Origin of the sequence: Pseudomonas coronafaciens pv. oryzae str. 1_6 (assembly GCF_000156995.2) — a bacterium.
Taxonomy (GTDB): Bacteria; Pseudomonadota; Gammaproteobacteria; order Pseudomonadales; family Pseudomonadaceae; genus Aquipseudomonas; species Aquipseudomonas tremae.
Window position 1 is genome coordinate 4,980,682 of record NZ_CP046035.1, and the last position, 16,625, is coordinate 4,997,306.

At 57.9% G+C, this 16,625-nt stretch carries 12 protein-coding genes; 9 read left to right on the top strand and 3 right to left on the bottom strand.

Annotated features, from left to right (window positions below):
- Window positions 1-32 precede the first annotated feature (32 nt).
- The 4 genes from POR16_RS22765 (at window position 33) to POR16_RS22780 (ending at window position 6,234) form a co-directional block, all read left to right on the top strand.
- A complete protein-coding gene (locus POR16_RS22765; RefSeq protein ID WP_005896611.1) occupies window positions 33-1,955 on the top strand; it encodes a PrkA family serine protein kinase in 1,923 nt (640 codons plus the stop codon).
- A 120-nt stretch (window positions 1,956-2,075) separates the two neighbouring features.
- The gene (locus POR16_RS22770; protein ID WP_005896609.1) at window positions 2,076-3,347 is read left to right on the top strand and encodes a YeaH/YhbH family protein; all 1,272 of its coding nucleotides are present in this window, start codon (window positions 2,076-2,078) and stop codon (window positions 3,345-3,347) included.
- The gene (locus POR16_RS22775) at window positions 3,344-4,906 is read left to right on the top strand and encodes a SpoVR family protein (RefSeq protein ID WP_005896606.1); all 1,563 of its coding nucleotides are present in this window, start codon (window positions 3,344-3,346) and stop codon (window positions 4,904-4,906) included. Before POR16_RS22770 ends, POR16_RS22775 begins: the two co-directional genes overlap by 4 nt.
- A gap of 98 nt (window positions 4,907-5,004) precedes the next feature.
- A complete protein-coding gene (locus POR16_RS22780; RefSeq protein ID WP_053480347.1) occupies window positions 5,005-6,234 on the top strand; it encodes a multifunctional CCA addition/repair protein in 1,230 nt (409 codons plus the stop codon).
- Window positions 6,235-6,406: 172 nt separating this feature from the next.
- Here the strand turns inward: POR16_RS22780 and folK are convergent, their stop codons facing one another.
- Complete coding sequence (gene folK / locus POR16_RS22785) at window positions 6,407-6,931, bottom strand: 2-amino-4-hydroxy-6-hydroxymethyldihydropteridine diphosphokinase (RefSeq protein ID WP_005896601.1); 525 nt, start codon at window positions 6,929-6,931, stop codon at window positions 6,407-6,409.
- Window positions 6,922-7,275 carry a dihydroneopterin aldolase gene (folB, locus tag POR16_RS22790; protein WP_005896599.1) on the bottom strand — a complete coding sequence of 118 codons (354 nt, stop codon included), beginning with the start codon at window positions 7,273-7,275 and terminating at the stop codon, window positions 6,922-6,924. Before folB ends, folK begins: the two co-directional genes overlap by 10 nt.
- A gap of 74 nt (window positions 7,276-7,349) precedes the next feature.
- Between folB and plsY the strand changes: the two genes are divergently transcribed.
- On the top strand, window positions 7,350-7,919 hold the full coding sequence (plsY, locus tag POR16_RS22795; RefSeq protein ID WP_005896597.1) for a glycerol-3-phosphate 1-O-acyltransferase PlsY: 570 nt from the start codon (window positions 7,350-7,352) through the stop codon (window positions 7,917-7,919).
- 33 nt (window positions 7,920-7,952) lie between these two features.
- On the opposite strand, the gene tsaD is transcribed toward plsY, so the two are convergent.
- Window positions 7,953-8,978 carry a tRNA (adenosine(37)-N6)-threonylcarbamoyltransferase complex transferase subunit TsaD gene (gene tsaD, locus POR16_RS22800; RefSeq protein ID WP_122350092.1) on the bottom strand — a complete coding sequence of 342 codons (1,026 nt, stop codon included), beginning with the start codon at window positions 8,976-8,978 and terminating at the stop codon, window positions 7,953-7,955.
- A gap of 197 nt (window positions 8,979-9,175) precedes the next feature.
- On the opposite strand from tsaD, the gene rpsU reads away from it, so the two are divergent.
- The 4 genes from rpsU to POR16_RS22820 all read left to right on the top strand — a co-directional run bounded on the left by rpsU (window position 9,176) and on the right by POR16_RS22820 (window position 16,486).
- Window positions 9,176-9,391: a 30S ribosomal protein S21 gene (gene rpsU, locus POR16_RS22805; protein ID WP_002551877.1), complete on the top strand. Its 216-nt coding sequence runs from the start codon at window positions 9,176-9,178 to the stop codon at window positions 9,389-9,391.
- A 469-nt stretch (window positions 9,392-9,860) separates the two neighbouring features.
- The gene (gene dnaG, locus POR16_RS22810; RefSeq protein WP_053931839.1) at window positions 9,861-11,816 is read left to right on the top strand and encodes a DNA primase; all 1,956 of its coding nucleotides are present in this window, start codon (window positions 9,861-9,863) and stop codon (window positions 11,814-11,816) included.
- A gap of 67 nt (window positions 11,817-11,883) precedes the next feature.
- Window positions 11,884-13,731, top strand: coding sequence for an RNA polymerase sigma factor RpoD (rpoD, locus tag POR16_RS22815; protein ID WP_005896584.1), 1,848 nt, complete (start codon window positions 11,884-11,886; stop codon window positions 13,729-13,731).
- Window positions 13,732-14,008: 277 nt separating this feature from the next.
- Window positions 14,009-16,486 carry a sensor domain-containing protein gene (locus POR16_RS22820; RefSeq protein WP_162010112.1) on the top strand — a complete coding sequence of 826 codons (2,478 nt, stop codon included), beginning with the start codon at window positions 14,009-14,011 and terminating at the stop codon, window positions 16,484-16,486.
- The last annotated feature ends 139 nt before the right edge of the window (window positions 16,487-16,625 follow it).

Sequence of the window (16,625 nt, forward strand, 5' to 3'; positions counted from 1 at the left end):
CGCCGGCTCTACGTATCGAGCGAGGTGACGTCATGAGCATATTCAGCCACTTCAAAGACCGCTTTGAAAGCACACGACAGGAAGAGCTCTCGCTACAGGAGTATCTAGAGCTCTGCAAACAGGATCGCAGCGCCTACGCCTCAGCCGCAGAACGTCTGCTGCTGGCCATAGGCGAACCCGAACTGGTGGACACATCCGCCAATTCCCGGTTATCGCGAATATTCTCCAACAAGGTCATACGCCGCTATCCGGCCTTCGCCGACTTCCACGGGATGGAAGAATGCATCGACCAGATCGTCTCGTATTTCCGCCATGCCGCCCAAGGCCTGGAAGAGAAGAAACAAATCCTCTATCTGCTCGGCCCGGTGGGCGGTGGCAAGTCGTCCCTGGCTGAAAAGCTCAAGCAACTGATCGAGAAGGTCCCGTTCTATGCGATCAAAGGCTCGCCAGTCTTCGAATCGCCGCTGGGTCTTTTCAACGCCACTGAGGACGGCGCGATTCTGGAAGAGGATTTCGGAATTCCGCGTCGCTACCTGAGCACCATCATGTCGCCGTGGGCGACCAAGCGTCTGGCCGAGTTCGGGGGCGACATCAGCCAGTTCAAGGTGGTCAAGCTCTACCCTTCTATCCTCAATCAGATCGCTGTGGCGAAAACCGAGCCGGGCGACGAGAACAACCAGGATATTTCCGCGCTGGTCGGCAAGGTCGATATCCGCAAACTGGAAGAGTACCCACAGAACGACGCCGACGCTTACAGTTACTCCGGCGCACTGTGCCGCGCCAACCAGGGGATGATGGAATTCGTCGAGATGTTCAAGGCGCCCATCAAGGTCCTGCACCCTTTACTGACGGCGACTCAGGAAGGTAACTACAACAGTACCGAAGGCCTGGGGGCGATCCCGTTCACCGGTATCCTGCTGGCGCACTCCAACGAATCGGAATGGCACAGCTTCCGCAACAACAAGAACAATGAAGCCTTCATCGACCGTATCTACATCGTGAAGGTGCCTTATTGCCTGCGTGTCAGCGACGAGATCAAGATCTACGACAAGTTGCTGTTCAACAGCTCGCTGGCCAAAGCGCACTGCGCACCCGACACCCTGAAGATGCTTGCCCAGTTCACCACCCTCTCTCGTCTCAAGGAGCCGGATAATTCCAATATCTACTCCAAGATGCGCGTGTATGACGGTGAGAACCTGAAAGACACCGACCCCAAGGCCAAGTCGATACAGGAGTACCGCGACAGCGCAGGCGTCGACGAAGGCATGAACGGCCTGTCTACCCGCTTTGCGTTCAAGATTCTGTCCAAGGTCTTCAACTTCGACCCACACGAAATCGCCGCTAACCCGGTTCACCTGCTTTATGTGCTGGAACAGCAGATCGAACAGGAACAATTCCCCGCTGAAACCCGCGAGCGCTACCTGCGGTTCATCAAGGAGTACCTGGCACCGCGTTACATCGAGTTCATCGGCAAGGAAATCCAGACTGCGTACCTGGAGTCCTACAGCGAATACGGGCAGAACATCTTCGATCGCTATGTGCTGTACGCGGACTTCTGGATTCAGGATCAGGAATACCGTGACCCCGAAACCGGCGAAATTCTCAACCGCGTGGCCCTGAACGAAGAACTGGAAAAGATCGAAAAACCGGCGGGTATCAGCAACCCGAAAGATTTCCGTAACGAGATCGTCAATTTCGTGCTGCGCGCCCGTGCCAACAACAACGGCAAGAACCCGACCTGGCTCAGCTACGAAAAGCTGCGGGTGGTGATCGAGAAGAAAATGTTCTCCAACACCGAGGACCTCCTGCCGGTCATCAGCTTCAACGCCAAAGCCAGCAAAGAGGATCAGCAGAAGCACAACGACTTCGTCACTCGAATGGTCGAGAGGGGCTATACGGACAAACAGGTTCGCCTGCTTTCCGAATGGTATCTGCGCGTGCGCAAGTCGCAATAAGGCAGGTGCAAGCTTCAAGCTATTGGCTGCACGCGAGCAGCAGTCAGGCCCGGACTCCAGGCTGACAAAGCACTCGCCTGCAGCTTGAAGCTTAAAACTTGAAGCTCCCCGGAGGGGCATATGAGCTATGTAATCGACCGACGTCTCAACGGCAAGAACAAGAGCACGGTAAACCGGCAGAGGTTTCTCCGTCGTTACCGTGACCATATCAAGAAGGCGGTCGAGGAAGCGGTCAGCCGGCGCTCCATCACGGACATGGAACACGGCGAGCAGATCAGTATTCCCGGGCGCGACATCGACGAGCCGGTTCTGCACCACGGTCGTGGCGGCAAGCAGACGGTCGTTCACCCTGGCAACAAGGAATTCACCACCGGCGAACATATCGCCCGCCCGCAAGGTGGCGGCGGAGGCAAAGGGCCAGGCAAGGCAGGTAATTCCGGCGAAGGCATGGACGAGTTTTCGTTTCAGATCACTCAGGAAGAGTTTCTCGAGTTCATGTTCGAAGACCTCGAGCTGCCCAATCTGGTCAAACGCAACCTGACCGGCACAGACACGTTCAAGACGATAAGGGCCGGGATCAGTAACGAAGGCAATCCGTCGCGCATCAACATCATCCGCACACTGCGCTCGGCCCACGCACGACGCATCGCACTGTCAGGCAGCAGCCGGGCAAAACTCCGCGAAGCGACCAGCGAACTTGAGCGCTTGAAACGCGAGGAGCCCGACAATTTCGGCGACATTCAGTTGCTGGAAACCGATATCGAGAAACTCAAGGCGCGCATTCGTCGCGTGCCTTACCTGGACACGTTCGACCTCAAATACAACCTGCTGGTCAAACAGCCCAACCCAAGTTCCAAGGCCGTCATGTTCTGCCTGATGGACGTTTCCGGCTCCATGACCCAAGCTACCAAAGACATCGCCAAACGGTTCTTCATCCTGCTGTACCTGTTCCTCAAGCGTAATTACGACAAAATCGACGTCGTGTTCATTCGTCACCACACCAGTGCCCGCGAAGTGGACGAAGAAGAGTTTTTTTACTCCCGGGAAACAGGCGGCACCATCGTTTCAAGCGCTCTGAAACTGATGCAGGAAATCATGGCTGCGCGCTACCCGGCCAGTGACTGGAACATTTACGCAGCCCAGGCTTCGGACGGCGACAACTGGAACGACGACTCTCCCATCTGCCGCGAGATCCTGACCAAGCAGATCATGCCCTTCGTGCAGTACTACACGTACGTGGAAATCACGCCGCGTGAACATCAGGCCTTGTGGTACGAATACGAGCGTATCAGTGACGAGTTCGCCGATACGTTCGCCCAGCAGCAGCTGGTCTCTGCCGGCGATATCTATCCGGTATTCCGCGAACTCTTCCAGCGAAGGTTAGTGTCATGAGCGCCAGAGAGCAGAAACGCCAACCCCTCTCCATCGGGTCAGAGTGGACGTTCGAACTGATCCGGGCCTACGACCGGGAAATCGGCAGAATTGCCGAGCGGTACGCCCTGGATACCTATCCCAATCAGATCGAGGTGATTACCGCCGAGCAAATGATGGACGCCTATGCCTCGGTGGGTATGCCACTTGGCTATCACCACTGGTCCTACGGCAAACACTTCCTCAGCACCGAAAAATCCTACTCGCGGGGCCAAATGGGGCTGGCCTACGAGATCGTGATCAACTCGGACCCTTGCATCGCCTATCTGATGGAAGAGAACACCATCTGCATGCAGGCGCTGGTCGTCGCTCACGCCTGCTATGGGCACAACAGCTTTTTCAAAGGCAATTACCTGTTCCGTACCTGGACCGACGCCAGTTCGATTATTGATTATCTGGTGTTCGCCAAGCAGTACATCATGCAATGCGAAGAACGCCACGGGATCGATGCCGTGGAGGACCTGCTCGACTCCTGCCATGCACTGATGAACTACGGGGTGGACCGCTACAAGCGTCCGTACCCGATTTCTGCCGAAGAAGAGCGACGTCGACAGAAAGATCGTGAAGAACATCTGCAACGGCAGATCAACGATCTTTGGCGCACCATTCCGAAGAACGCCGACAAAAGCAGCAAGGAAGACAATGCCCGCTTCCCTGCAGAACCGCAGGAGAACATTCTTTATTTCATCGAGAAGCACGCGCCGTTGCTGGAGCCCTGGCAGCGTGAAGTGGTGCGGATCGTGCGCAAGATTGCTCAATACTTCTATCCGCAACGCCAGACCCAAGTGATGAATGAAGGCTGGGCGACCTTCTGGCACTACACGTTGATGAACGACCTGTACGACGAAGGCCTTGTCACTGACGGCTTCATGATGGAGTTCCTGCAGTCACACACCAGTGTGATCTACCAGCCTGGCTTCGACAGCCCTTACTACAGCGGCATCAACCCATACACTCTGGGTTTCGCGATGTATCAGGACATCCGACGGATGTGCGAGCACCCCACGGATGAGGACCGCCAGTGGTTTCCGGAAATCGCCGGAACCGACTGGCTGACAGCGATCAAGTTCGCAATGAGCAGCTTCAAGGATGAGAGTTTCATCCTCCAATACCTGTCGCCGAAGGTCATTCGTGACCTCAAGCTGTTCAGCATCATGGACGACGATCAGAAAGAAGACTTGGTCGTTCCTGCCATTCACGATGAAAACGGCTATCGGACAATCCGCGAAATCCTCGCCGCCCAGTACAACCTCGGCAACCGTGAGCCCAACATACAGATCTACAGCATTGATCGACGCGGCGATCGCTCGCTGACCCTGCGCCACCAGCAGCACAACCGCAAACCGCTGGGCGACTCGACGGACGAAGTGCTGAAGCACTTGCATCGGTTATGGGGTTTCGACATCCATCTGGAGACGGTTCAAGACGACGAAGTCGTCAAGACACACCATGTACCGCCAAGAAGCGAAAACGCCGACAGTGAGTTTCCCCGGCGTGATTTGGCGGTCGTACACCTCTAGGCTGGCAAGCGGTAACGATTAATTATCCGCCATGCCATCGGTTTGGCCTCCGCGAGTGCGACACAGGGTTTATCCTGTCGCGCTTACGGAGGTTTTTTATGCAGATTTATAAAGTTGGCGGTGCAGTACGCGACCGCCTGCTGGGGCAACCCGTCACGGACATCGATTGGGTAGTGGTGGGCGCGAGTACCGAGGAAATGCTGGTCAAGGGCTATCGCCCGGTCGGCACAGACTTCCCGGTGTTCCTGCACCCGCTGACCAACGAGGAATATGCGCTGGCGCGCACCGAGCGCAAAAGCGGCGTGGGTTATGGCGGCTTTGTTTTTCACGCTAGCCCTGAGGTCACGCTTGAGCAAGACCTGATCCGTCGCGACCTGACCATCAATGCGATGGCCGAGGACAAGGACGGCAATCTGACCGACCCCTACAATGGCCAGCGAGACCTGGAAGCGCGTATCTTGCGTCACGTTTCGCCCGCTTTCGCCGAAGATCCGCTCAGAGTTCTGCGCGTTGCCCGATTCGCCGCGCGTTATGCCGGCTACGGTTTCAGCATCGCCCCCGAAACGATGGACCTAATGCGGCAGCTTAGTGAGTCAGGCGAACTCAAGGCCCTGACCGCCGAGCGAAGCTGGAAAGAAATCTCGCGCGCGCTGATGGAAGAACAGCCCCAGGTATTCATCCAGGTACTGCACGACTGCGGTGCGCTCGGAGAATTGATGCCGGAGGTCGAAGCGCTGTTCGGCGTTCCGCAGCCGGCTGCGCACCATCCGGAAATAGACACCGGCGTGCATGTACTGAGCGTGCTTGAGCAGTCTGCCCGTCATCAGCATCCGCTGACCGTACGCTGGGCCTGCCTGCTGCACGACCTGGGCAAAGGCTTGACGCCCGAATCCGAGTGGCCCCGCCATATTGCCCACGAGCACACCGGCCTACGCCCGATAAAAGCAGTCAGCGAACGTTTTCGGGTACCCAAGGACTGTCAGGAACTGGCGCTGCTGGTTGGCCAGTACCACACTCATGGGCACCGCGCGCTGGAACTGAAACCCTCGACCTTGCTGGACCTGCTGCACAGCTTCGACGTCTATCGCCGCCCGCAGCGATTCGAGGAATTCATTGCCGCCTGCGAAATGGACGCACGAGGCCGTCAGGGTTTCGAGCAACGCAGTTATCCACAGGCCGACTACCTGCGCGGCGCAGCCGAGGCTGCACGCACGGTTTCAGTACAGCCACTGCTGGAACAGGGCCTCAAAGGCAAGGAACTGGGTGATGCACTGAAGAACGAGCGCTTGAAGGCACTGAAAATCTACAAGGCCGAGCATGCCGCCTGACTGACTCGCTCACCTTATCGCTCCCAGCGCTGAACGTCTGTCTATCGCTTCCACGCTCCAGCGTGGTAGCGCAGCCCTGGACGCTCCGCGCCCGATCTTCAGCCCCTAATGGACGACGAAGCCTCACTACCTGCATCGCACGAGAAGCGTCTTCCCTGAACCCCAAGCAACCTCAGCTACGCAGCAAACCTTCAGGCGTCAGCCCCACACCACGCCACTCAAACGCAACAGGCCAGAGCTGCTGATCTATCTGCGCATCAGCCCATAATTTGCCAAACGAGACACCCACTCCCGGATGCTCACGTCCGGGGGCAATCAATGCAAGTGGGCGCAAAACGAAGGCGTTCTTGAGGATCTCAGCCCTCGGCAGTATCAGCCCGTCGAAATTGCCAACCTGTTCGCCGTACAGCAGCACGTCGATATCCAGCGGCAGGCCCACACGATCAGGCGCATATCGACCGTTGTCCGCCTCGATGAACTTCAGGCGGCGGTCGAGCTCGGTCAGCGGCAGCTCGGTCAGCGCCGAAACCACCAGATTGAAGAATGGCCCGCTCTTGATGCCCACTGCATGGCTCTCGAACACCGGCGAGCAAGTCATGTCGGTCAAAAAACCATCCAGCGCCTCAAGCCCCGCCTGCAGGTGCCGCTCACGCTCGATGTTGCTCCCCAGACCGAGGAAAATCCGGGTCAGCGACATCCGCGCTCGATCTCCACGCCGACGCCGGAGGCGGCAGCAACGGCGCCCGGCTTGGTCACTTTCAGACGCAGCCAAGGGATATTGAATTCGTTCATCAGCACTTCAGCCAGACGTTCGGCGAAGGTCTCGACCAGTTGAAACTGCGCCTGCTCGGCAAACGCCTGAATGCGTGCTGAAACACTGGCGTAGTCGAGCGCCTTGCTCAGGTCGTCACCCGCAGCGGCAGGGCGATTGTCCCAGGCAAAAACGAGGTCCAGACGCAGGCACTGACGAATGCCGCGCTCCCAGTCATACGCGCCGATGACGGTATCGACCTCAAGGCCCTCAATGAAAACTCTGTCCAAGCACTACTCTCCACTGCACGACAAGGGCGCGATGCGCCGTTAGAATCAGGGCATCCTCGCCCGGAATGGTTAGCATGTTTTGGTTACTGGCGACTTTCGCCTACCTGCTCGGCTCACTGTCCTTTGCCATCCTGCTCAGCCGTCTCAGTGGCAGCCCGGACCCGCGCGCCAGCGGTTCCGGCAATGCCGGCGCCACCAACATGTTGCGTCTGGCCGGAAAGAAACTGGCCATCCTTACTCTGCTCGGCGACCTCTGCAAGGGCATGGTTCCGGTACTTCTCGCCGGCGCCTGGGGCCTTGATCCATCGCAACAAGGCTGGCTCGGCGTCTGCGCCGTGCTCGGCCACCTGTTCCCGCTGTACTTCAGGTTTCGCGGCGGCAAAGGCGTGGCAACTGCTGCCGGCGTATTGCTCGGGCTATATCCACCTGCAGCAGCACTGGCGATAGTCGCCTGGCTGCTGACCTTCTACCTGACCCGAACCAGCTCGCTTGCGGCGCTGATCGCCACGCCCCTGACGCTGCCGTTACTGGCCTGGCAGGAACCTCACGCCTTGCTGCCAATGAGCGTGCTGACCCTGCTCATCGTCTGGCGCCATCGCGGCAATCTACGCGACCTGCTCGCCGGGCGCGAACGGCATTTCTGAGCGACAGTGCAAAAACGCCACCCTCACGCACGTTCAGATTCCCGACAACTGCTCCATAGGCCAGCGCGCCTGCACACTGATGCTCAAATCTTCCTTCTGCCCTGCCTGCAGACGCTGGCAGCCGGCAAAGGCGATCATCGCGCCGTTGTCAGTGCAGAATTCCGGCCGGGCGTAATAAACATGCCCACGCAGGTCGCCAAGCATGCTCTCCAGCGAAACCCGCAGCGCCTTGTTGGCACTGACGCCGCCAGCGATGACCAGACTCTTGAGCCCGGTCTGCTTAAGCGCGCGCTTGCACTTGATGGTCAAAGTCTCCACCACCGCCTGCTGGAAGGCCAGCGCGATGTCGCAGCGGGTTTGCTCACTGTCGTCTCCAGCACTCTGGCGCTGCTGCCAGGTATTGAGCGCAGAGGTTTTCAACCCGCTGAAGCTGAATTCCAACCCCGGGCGATCAGTCATCGGCCTGGGGAAGACAAAACGCCCCGGCACACCCTTCATGGCCGCCTTCGAGATCTCCGGGCCACCTGGATACTGCATGCCCATCATCTTCGCGGTCTTGTCGAACGCTTCGCCTGCGGCATCATCCAGCGTCTCGCCCAGCAGCTCGTACTGGCCGATGCCGTCGACACGCACCAGCTGGGTATGACCACCGGACACCAGCAGAGCGACGAACGGAAACTGCGGCGGGTTCTCTTCCAGCATCGGGGCCAGCAAATGGCCCTCCATGTGGTGCACACCCAGCGCGGGAATATCCCACGCAAATGCCAGCGCCTGAGCGCACGACGCACCGACCAGCAACGCACCCACCAGGCCAGGACCGGCGGTGTATGCAATAGCGTCGATATCCGTGGCAACACAGTCGGCTTCGGCCAGTGTCTGGCGGATCAGGGGCAGCATGCGCTTGACGTGATCACGCGAGGCAAGCTCCGGCACTACCCCGCCGTAAGCGCGGTGCAGGTCGATTTGACTGAATAATGCGTCTGCCAGCAAACCGCGTTCGCTGTCATATAACGCGACGCCGGTTTCGTCGCAGGAGGTTTCTAATCCCAGTACTAGCATGGGTTGCGCCTTGTTGGGGGCAGGTTTGAAGGCGCGCATAATAGTCGCCACCCGAGGTGCCGACCAGCGGTTTTCGATCAGAGGCTTTGCATTCCTCTCAATGAGGGGTTAACATCCGCAACCCTTAAAAACCGACGTACTTTTGTGCAGTGTTTGCACTAAGCGTTGACCCCGGTAATGAATGAAGGTAGCTCTGGATGCCAGCCGTCAAAGTTAAAGAGAACGAACCCTTCGACGTAGCTCTGCGTCGTTTCAAGCGCTCCTGCGAAAAAGCCGGTGTTCTGGCTGAAGTTCGTAGCCGCGAATTTTACGAGAAGCCGACTTCGGAGCGTAAGCGCAAGGCAGCAGCTGCTGTCAAACGCCACGCCAAGAAAGTCCAGCGCGAACAGCGCCGCGCCGTTCGTCTGTATTAATTTACAGACTTTCGTCGCAAGCTTCTGCCTTGCCCGGCCACACAGCCGGGCTGTCGGCAGTTAAAGCTTTGCTGTTTTGCGTTAGCTAGATTGATTGAACTGTCCAGGCCGCCGATGCGACCCATACATCCAGTCAAGCACGTCCAGCCTGTTCACAGGCAGCATTGGTCACGCCCACTCGGGCAGCAGATCGACCAATGACAAGACGAGTATGCCTTGATGACTTCGCAAGAAGCTCAGCCAAGGCAGCGTCGTTTCAGGCAACTGGAATGCGCATTCAAGCCTTTGGCTCGATGACCTGTCTGCACAATCACTTGTCCCCTTTTATTCAAGAACACAGCACCGACCTTCGGATGCAAAGACGTGCCCGCTTGTTGCCTTTTCAATGCAAAAAGACGGCTGACAGGCTGACGGAACGCTCGTAGAGTCTCCCGATACTTCTGCAACACGCTTGAATGACGAGAACGCCATGGCCGGGCTGATCCCCCAGAGCTTTATCGACGACCTTCTGAACCGCACCGACATTGTCGATGTTGTCAGTTCGCGCGTGCAGCTCAAGAAATCCGGCAAGAACTACAGCGCGTGCTGCCCTTTCCACAAAGAGAAGACACCCTCTTTCAGCGTCAGTCCGGACAAACAGTTTTACTACTGCTTTGGCTGCGGCGCAGGCGGCAACGCACTCGGCTTCATCATGGACCACGACAACCTGGATTTCCCCCAGGCTGTCGAAGACCTCGCCAAAGCCGCCGGCATGGAAGTGCCCCGCGAACAGGGCGTCAAGGGTCAGAAGCCCCGTCAGCCGACCGATTCTCCGCTTTACCCGCTGCTGACCGCTGCCGCAGAGTTCTATCGTCAAGCCCTGAAAAGCCATCCATCGCGCAAGGCAGCGGTGGATTACCTCAAGGGCCGTGGCCTTTCCGGTGAAATAGCCCGGGATTTCGGCCTGGGCTTCGCGCCGCCTGGCTGGGACAACCTTTACAAGCACCTGAGCAGCGATTCGTTACAGCAAAAGGTCATGATCGACGCAGGCCTGCTGATCGAGAACGCCGAAACCGGCAAACGTTATGACCGCTTCCGCGACCGGGTCATGTTTCCGATCCGCGACTCCCGAGGCCGGGTCATCGCCTTTGGCGGGCGCGTGCTGGGTGATGACAAACCCAAGTACCTGAACTCCCCGGAAACACCTGTTTTCCACAAGGGCCAGGAGCTCTACGGGCTGTTCGAAGCGCGCAAATTCAATCGCAACCTCGATGAAATCATTGTCGTTGAAGGCTACATGGACGTGATCGCCCTGGCCCAGCAAGGCTTGCGCAATGCCGTGGCCACGCTGGGCACCGCCACCAGCGAAGAGCATCTGAAACGCTTGTTCAGGGTCGTGCCGAACGTCTTGTTCTGTTTCGACGGCGACCAGGCCGGGCGCAACGCAGCATGGCGAGCGCTTGAGGCCACCCTGTCGAACCTTCAGGACGGTCGGCGAGCGCGCTTTCTGTTCCTGCCTGAAGGCGAAGACCCAGACACACTGGTGCGCTCCGAAGGCACCGACGCGTTCAAGGCGCGCATCAATCAACATGCCCAGCCGCTGGCCGACTATTTTTTCGAGCAACTGACCAAAGAATCCGACCCGCGCTCGCTTGAGGGCAAAGCGCACATGGCCACGCTCGCAGCACCATTGATCGATAAAGTGCCAGGCGCCAACCTGCGTATTCTGATGCGTCAGCGCCTGACCGAAATAACCGGGCTCACTGGCGAGGCCGTCAGCCAGCTGGTGCAAAGCGCACCCGCTGATGCGCCACCAAGCTACAACCCGTATGTCGATTACGATGCGATGCCTGACTTCGCCGACTATCAGCCACAGGGCGGCTACGAACAGCCGCAGGAATGGACGGCGAAGAAAACCGGCAGCCCAAATCAAAAAAAATGGGACAACAAGCCTTGGGGCAAAAAAGGCAAGCGCCAGGACTTCGAACCGCGCACGCCACGCGTCCCCACAGCGGTCGAGCCGCCGATGCAGGCCGCCTTGCGGACACTGCTGCACCACCCGGAACTCGCCGAAAAGGTCGAAAATGCCAGCCATTTCGCGGCAGAAGACCAGTCAATCGCACAATTACTTGTCGCGCTCATCGAAGCGAGGCAAAAGAATCCCAACCTGCGGTCGTTACAGTTGATAGCACGATGGCATGGGACCGAGCAGGGCCGCTTGTTGCGTGCCCTGGCCGAAAAGGAGTGGCTGATTGAGGCCGATAACCTTGAACAACAGTTTTTCGACACTATAACTAAGCTATCGGCGGACCAACGTTCGCGAAATATTGATCAATTGATCAGAAAAGATCGTGACACCGGCCTGACGGCCGAAGAGAAAGCGCAGCTTGTAAAGCTGCTCAGTCGTAATGATTCTGCACAAAACCCGACCTCAACTGGCGCGTGAGGTCATAGCTCGGGTATAATCCTCGGCTTGTTTTTTGCCCGCCAAGACCTTCAGTGGATAGGGTGTTATGTCCGGAAAAGCGCAACAGCAATCTCGTATCAAAGAGTTGATCACCCTGGGTCGTGAGCAGAAGTATCTGACTTACGCAGAGGTCAACGACCACTTGCCCGAGGATATTTCAGATCCCGAGCAGGTGGAAGACATCATCCGCATGATCAACGACATGGGGATCCCGGTACACGAGAGTGCTCCGGATGCGGACGCCTTGATGCTGGCCGACGCCGATACCGATGAGGCAGCCGCTGAAGAAGCGGCCGCAGCATTGGCAGCGGTCGAGACCGACATCGGGCGCACCACCGATCCCGTTCGTATGTACATGCGTGAAATGGGCACCGTTGAGCTTCTGACCCGTGAAGGCGAAATCGAAATCGCCAAACGTATCGAAGAAGGCATTCGTGAAGTGATGGGCGCAATCGCGCACTTCCCTGGCACGGTTGACCATATTCTTTCCGAGTACACACGTGTCACCAGCGAAGGCGGTCGCCTCTCCGATGTATTGAGCGGTTATATCGACCCGGACGACGGCATTGCGCCGCCTGCCGAAGTGCCTCCGCCCGTCGACCCCAAAGCCGCCAAGGCAGAAGGTGACGACGAAGAGGAAGAGTCGGCAGACGCCAGCGATGAAGAAGACGAGGTCGAGAGCGGCCCTGATCCGGTCATCGCCCAGCAGCGCTTCGGTGCGGTTTCCGATCAGATGGAAATCACCCGCAAGGCACTGAAGAAGCTTGGCCGCGACGACAAGCACGCCATTGCCGAAATGGTTGCACTTGCCGAACTGTTCATGCCGATCAAACTGGTCCCAAAACAGTTTGAAGGCTTGGTAGAGCGTGTGCGTGGCGCCCTAGAGCGCCTTCGTGCCCAGGAACGCGCCATCATGCAGCTGTGTGTACGTGATGCACGTATGCCGCGCGCCGACTTCCTGCGCCAGTTCCCGGGCAACGAAGTTGACGAAAGCTGGACTGACGCACTGGCCAAAGGCAAGAGCAAGTACGCCGAAGCCATCGCTCGTCTGCAACCTGATATCCAGCGTTGCCAGCAGAAGCTGTCTGCACTGGAAGAAGAGACCGGCCTGAAAATCGCCGAGATCAAGGACATCAATCGTCGCATGTCGATCGGTGAGGCCAAGGCCCGCCGCGCGAAGAAAGAGATGGTTGAAGCGAACTTGCGTCTGGTGATCTCCATCGCCAAGAAGTACACCAACCGTGGCCTGCAATTCCTCGATCTGATCCAGGAAGGCAACATCGGCTTGATGAAGGCTGTGGACAAGTTCGAATACCGTCGTGGTTACAAGTTCTCGACGTATGCCACATGGTGGATCCGTCAGGCGATCACTCGCTCGATTGCCGACCAGGCACGCACCATTCGTATTCCGGTGCACATGATCGAGACGATCAACAAGCTCAACCGTATTTCCCGCCAGATGCTGCAGGAAATGGGTCGTGAACCGACCCCGGAAGAGCTGGGCGAACGCATGGAAATGCCTGAGGACAAAATCCGCAAGGTACTGAAGATCGCCAAAGAGCCGATCTCCATGGAAACCCCGATCGGTGACGACGAAGATTCGCACCTGGGTGACTTCATCGAAGACTCGACCATGCAGTCGCCAATCGATGTCGCCACTGTTGAAAGCCTGAAAGAAGCGACACGCGAAGTGCTGTCGGGCCTCACCGCCCGTGAAGCCAAGGTTCTGCGCATGCGTTTCGGCATCGATATGAATACCGACCACACGCTTGAGGAGGTCGGTAAGCAGTTTGACGTGACCCGCGAGCGGATTCGTCAGATCGAAGCCAAGGCACTGCGCAAACTGCGTCACCCGACCCGAAGCGAGCATCTGCGCTCGTTCCTCGACGAGTAATCGCACCAGCGCGTCACCAAAACCCCCGGCCTGTCGGGGGTTTTGCGTTTCTGGCGAACCAGAATCCCCTCCAGACTGACCGATATGCAACCTGGTCGACATTACGCGCTGTCAGCCATCGGTCTAATTGCAGGCCTCGGCGAATTGACCTACAACTATGTATCTACCCGGATACAGCGCTTTCGGGGTAGGCACTGGTTCGACACTTGGCCCAAGGCCGCGCCACAACATCTCAGTAATGATCAGACACGGAAGTGAACCACTTATGCGTGGACCAATGATCGACATTAGCGACCGGGAAGCCCTGCGTCTGTCAGAAGGCAGGTTTGCGACGGTCTTCGCCCAATGCCCGGACGCAATGATCATAGCCAGCCTCATTGATGGGCACATCATGGATGCCAACGAGGCGTTCGTCGAACAGACGGGGCTTGCCATAGATGACGTGATCGGCAAAACCCCCACCGAGCTGGACCTATGGGCGGTGCCCGGGATGGGGCCGAAGATTCTTCAGCAACTGCAAACCGGCGATATCCACAATCTTGAGATCCCCTTCCGTCGCCATAACGGCGAAACCTTTTCAGGGCTCATGTCAGCGCAACCGCTTGATCAGGGTTCCACGAAAGCGGTGCTGGTGGTCGTTCGAGACATCACCCAGCTCAAACTGGCGCAACAGCAATTGCAAATGTCCGAAGAGAAGTTCGCCAAGGCGTTCCATGCTTCGCCCGACGGGCTAGGCATCACCCGCCAACTGGACGGAATGATGCTGGAGGTCAATGAAGGTTTCTGCCAGATCACCGGGTATGACGAACATTACTGCCTTGAGCACTCGACGTTCGATCTGGGCATCTGGGCTGATCTGAACGAGCGTTATCAACTCATCGAACAAATGAAACGTAATGGCTCGGTCCGGGACTTCCGCGCCCGGCTGCGCACTGCCAGCGGTGCTATCAAGCTGTGCGAGCTGTCCTCGCAACCGCTGATCATTGCTGGCGAAGAGTGCCTGCTGACCATTTCGCGGGACATTACCCAAAGTCAGCAAATGCAGGAAAAGCTGCTGCTGGCCGCAACGGTTTTCGAGAGCACGGCCGAAGGCGTACTGATCACCGACACCTTCCAGCGTATCAGTGCCGTCAACCGCGCCTTTACTGAAATAACCGGGTACAGCGAAAGCGACGCCATCGGCCAAACACCTCGCTTGCTTGCTTCAGGCCAGCATGACAGCGCCTTCTACGCCTCCATGTGGCATCAATTGACGGCAGAAGGCCATTGGCAAGGCGAGATCAGCAACCGGCGCAAGAACGGCGAGCTGTACCCAAGCTGGCTGACGATCAGCGCCGTACATAACAAAGAAAACCTGCTCACTCACTTCGTCGCAGTGTTTGCAGACATTTCCAGCCTCAAGCAGGCCCAGGCGCGCCTGGACTACCAGGCCCACCACGACCCGCTCACCGGCCTGCCCAACCGCACCCTGTTCGAGAGTCGCCTTCAGTCAGCGTTACTGCACAGCGAAGAGTCCGGCAGCCTTGGCGCCGTTCTGTTCCTTGACCTGGATCGCTTCAAACACATCAATGACAGCCTGGGCCACCCGGTGGGCGATCTGTTGCTCAAAGGCATCGCCCATCGGCTCAAGGAAACCCTGCGCGACATCGATACCGTGGCGCGCCTAGGCGGCGACGAGTTCATCGTCCTGCTGCCTGGCCTGCTGCACGCCAGCGACGCCAAAGCCATCGCCACCAAACTGCTGGCCTGTTTCAGCACGCCGTTCGAGTTAGGTGAGCACGAGCTGTATATCAGCTCGAGCATCGGCAGCTGCGTGTTCCCCACCGATGGCACCGATGTAGCTACCCTGGTCAAAAATGCCGACGCCGCCATGTACCGCTCCAAGGCACAGGGCCGCAACCGGGTCGAGTGCTACACCCGCGACCTCACCGAACAGGCCAGCGAGCGCATAGCGCTCGAGCAGGAATTGAGAAGAGCACTGGACCGCAATCAGCTGAGCCTGGCCTTCCAGCCCAAGATCAGCCTGCTCGACGGCACACTGGTAGGCGCAGAGGCACTGATCCGCTGGAGCCACCCTACCCTCGGCGAAGTCCCGCCCGAACATTTCATTCCGCTTGCGGAAGAAAACGGCATGATCCTGCAGATTGGCGATTGGGTGCTGGAGCAGGCGTGCCTGAAAATGGGCAAATGGCGCAAGGCCTTCAAACCGTTCGGGCCGGTATCGGTCAATCTGGCCGGCGCCCAACTGCGCCAGCCAAACCTGGTCGAACGCATCGAGCAACTGCTTGCCGACAACGGCTTGGTTCCTAACTGCCTGCAACTGGAAATCACCGAAAACTTCATTATGAGCCAGACCCAGGAAGCGCTGGCCGTGCTGCACAAACTGAAAAACCTTGGCGTCCAGCTGGCCATCGACGACTTCGGAACCGGCTACTCCTCACTGAGCTACCTCAAGCGGCTGCCGCTAGACATCCTCAAGATCGACCAGTCCTTCATACGCGGCCTCCCGGAAGACACCCACGACGCCGCCATCGTCCGCGCCATCATCGCACTCGGCCGCAGCATGCAACTGACCGTAATCGCCGAGGGCGTCGAAAACAGCGAACAGCAGAAATTCCTCACCGACGAAGGCTGCGAACAGATCCAGGGCTACATCATCAGCCTGCCCCTCAACCCCGACGAATTCAGCACGAAATTTCTTCTTATGAATGTTTCGGACTTTTCGGATAGCACAGCCGCGAAACCGCCGTTATAATCCGCGACCTACTGAGGGCCCATAGCTCAGTTGGTTAGAGCAGAGGACTCATAATCCTTTGGTCCACGGTTCTTATGTAGGGTGCTCAGCAGGTGCACATTTGTACGTGATGCGTAGTCTGGTAAACTGTTGATGTGAA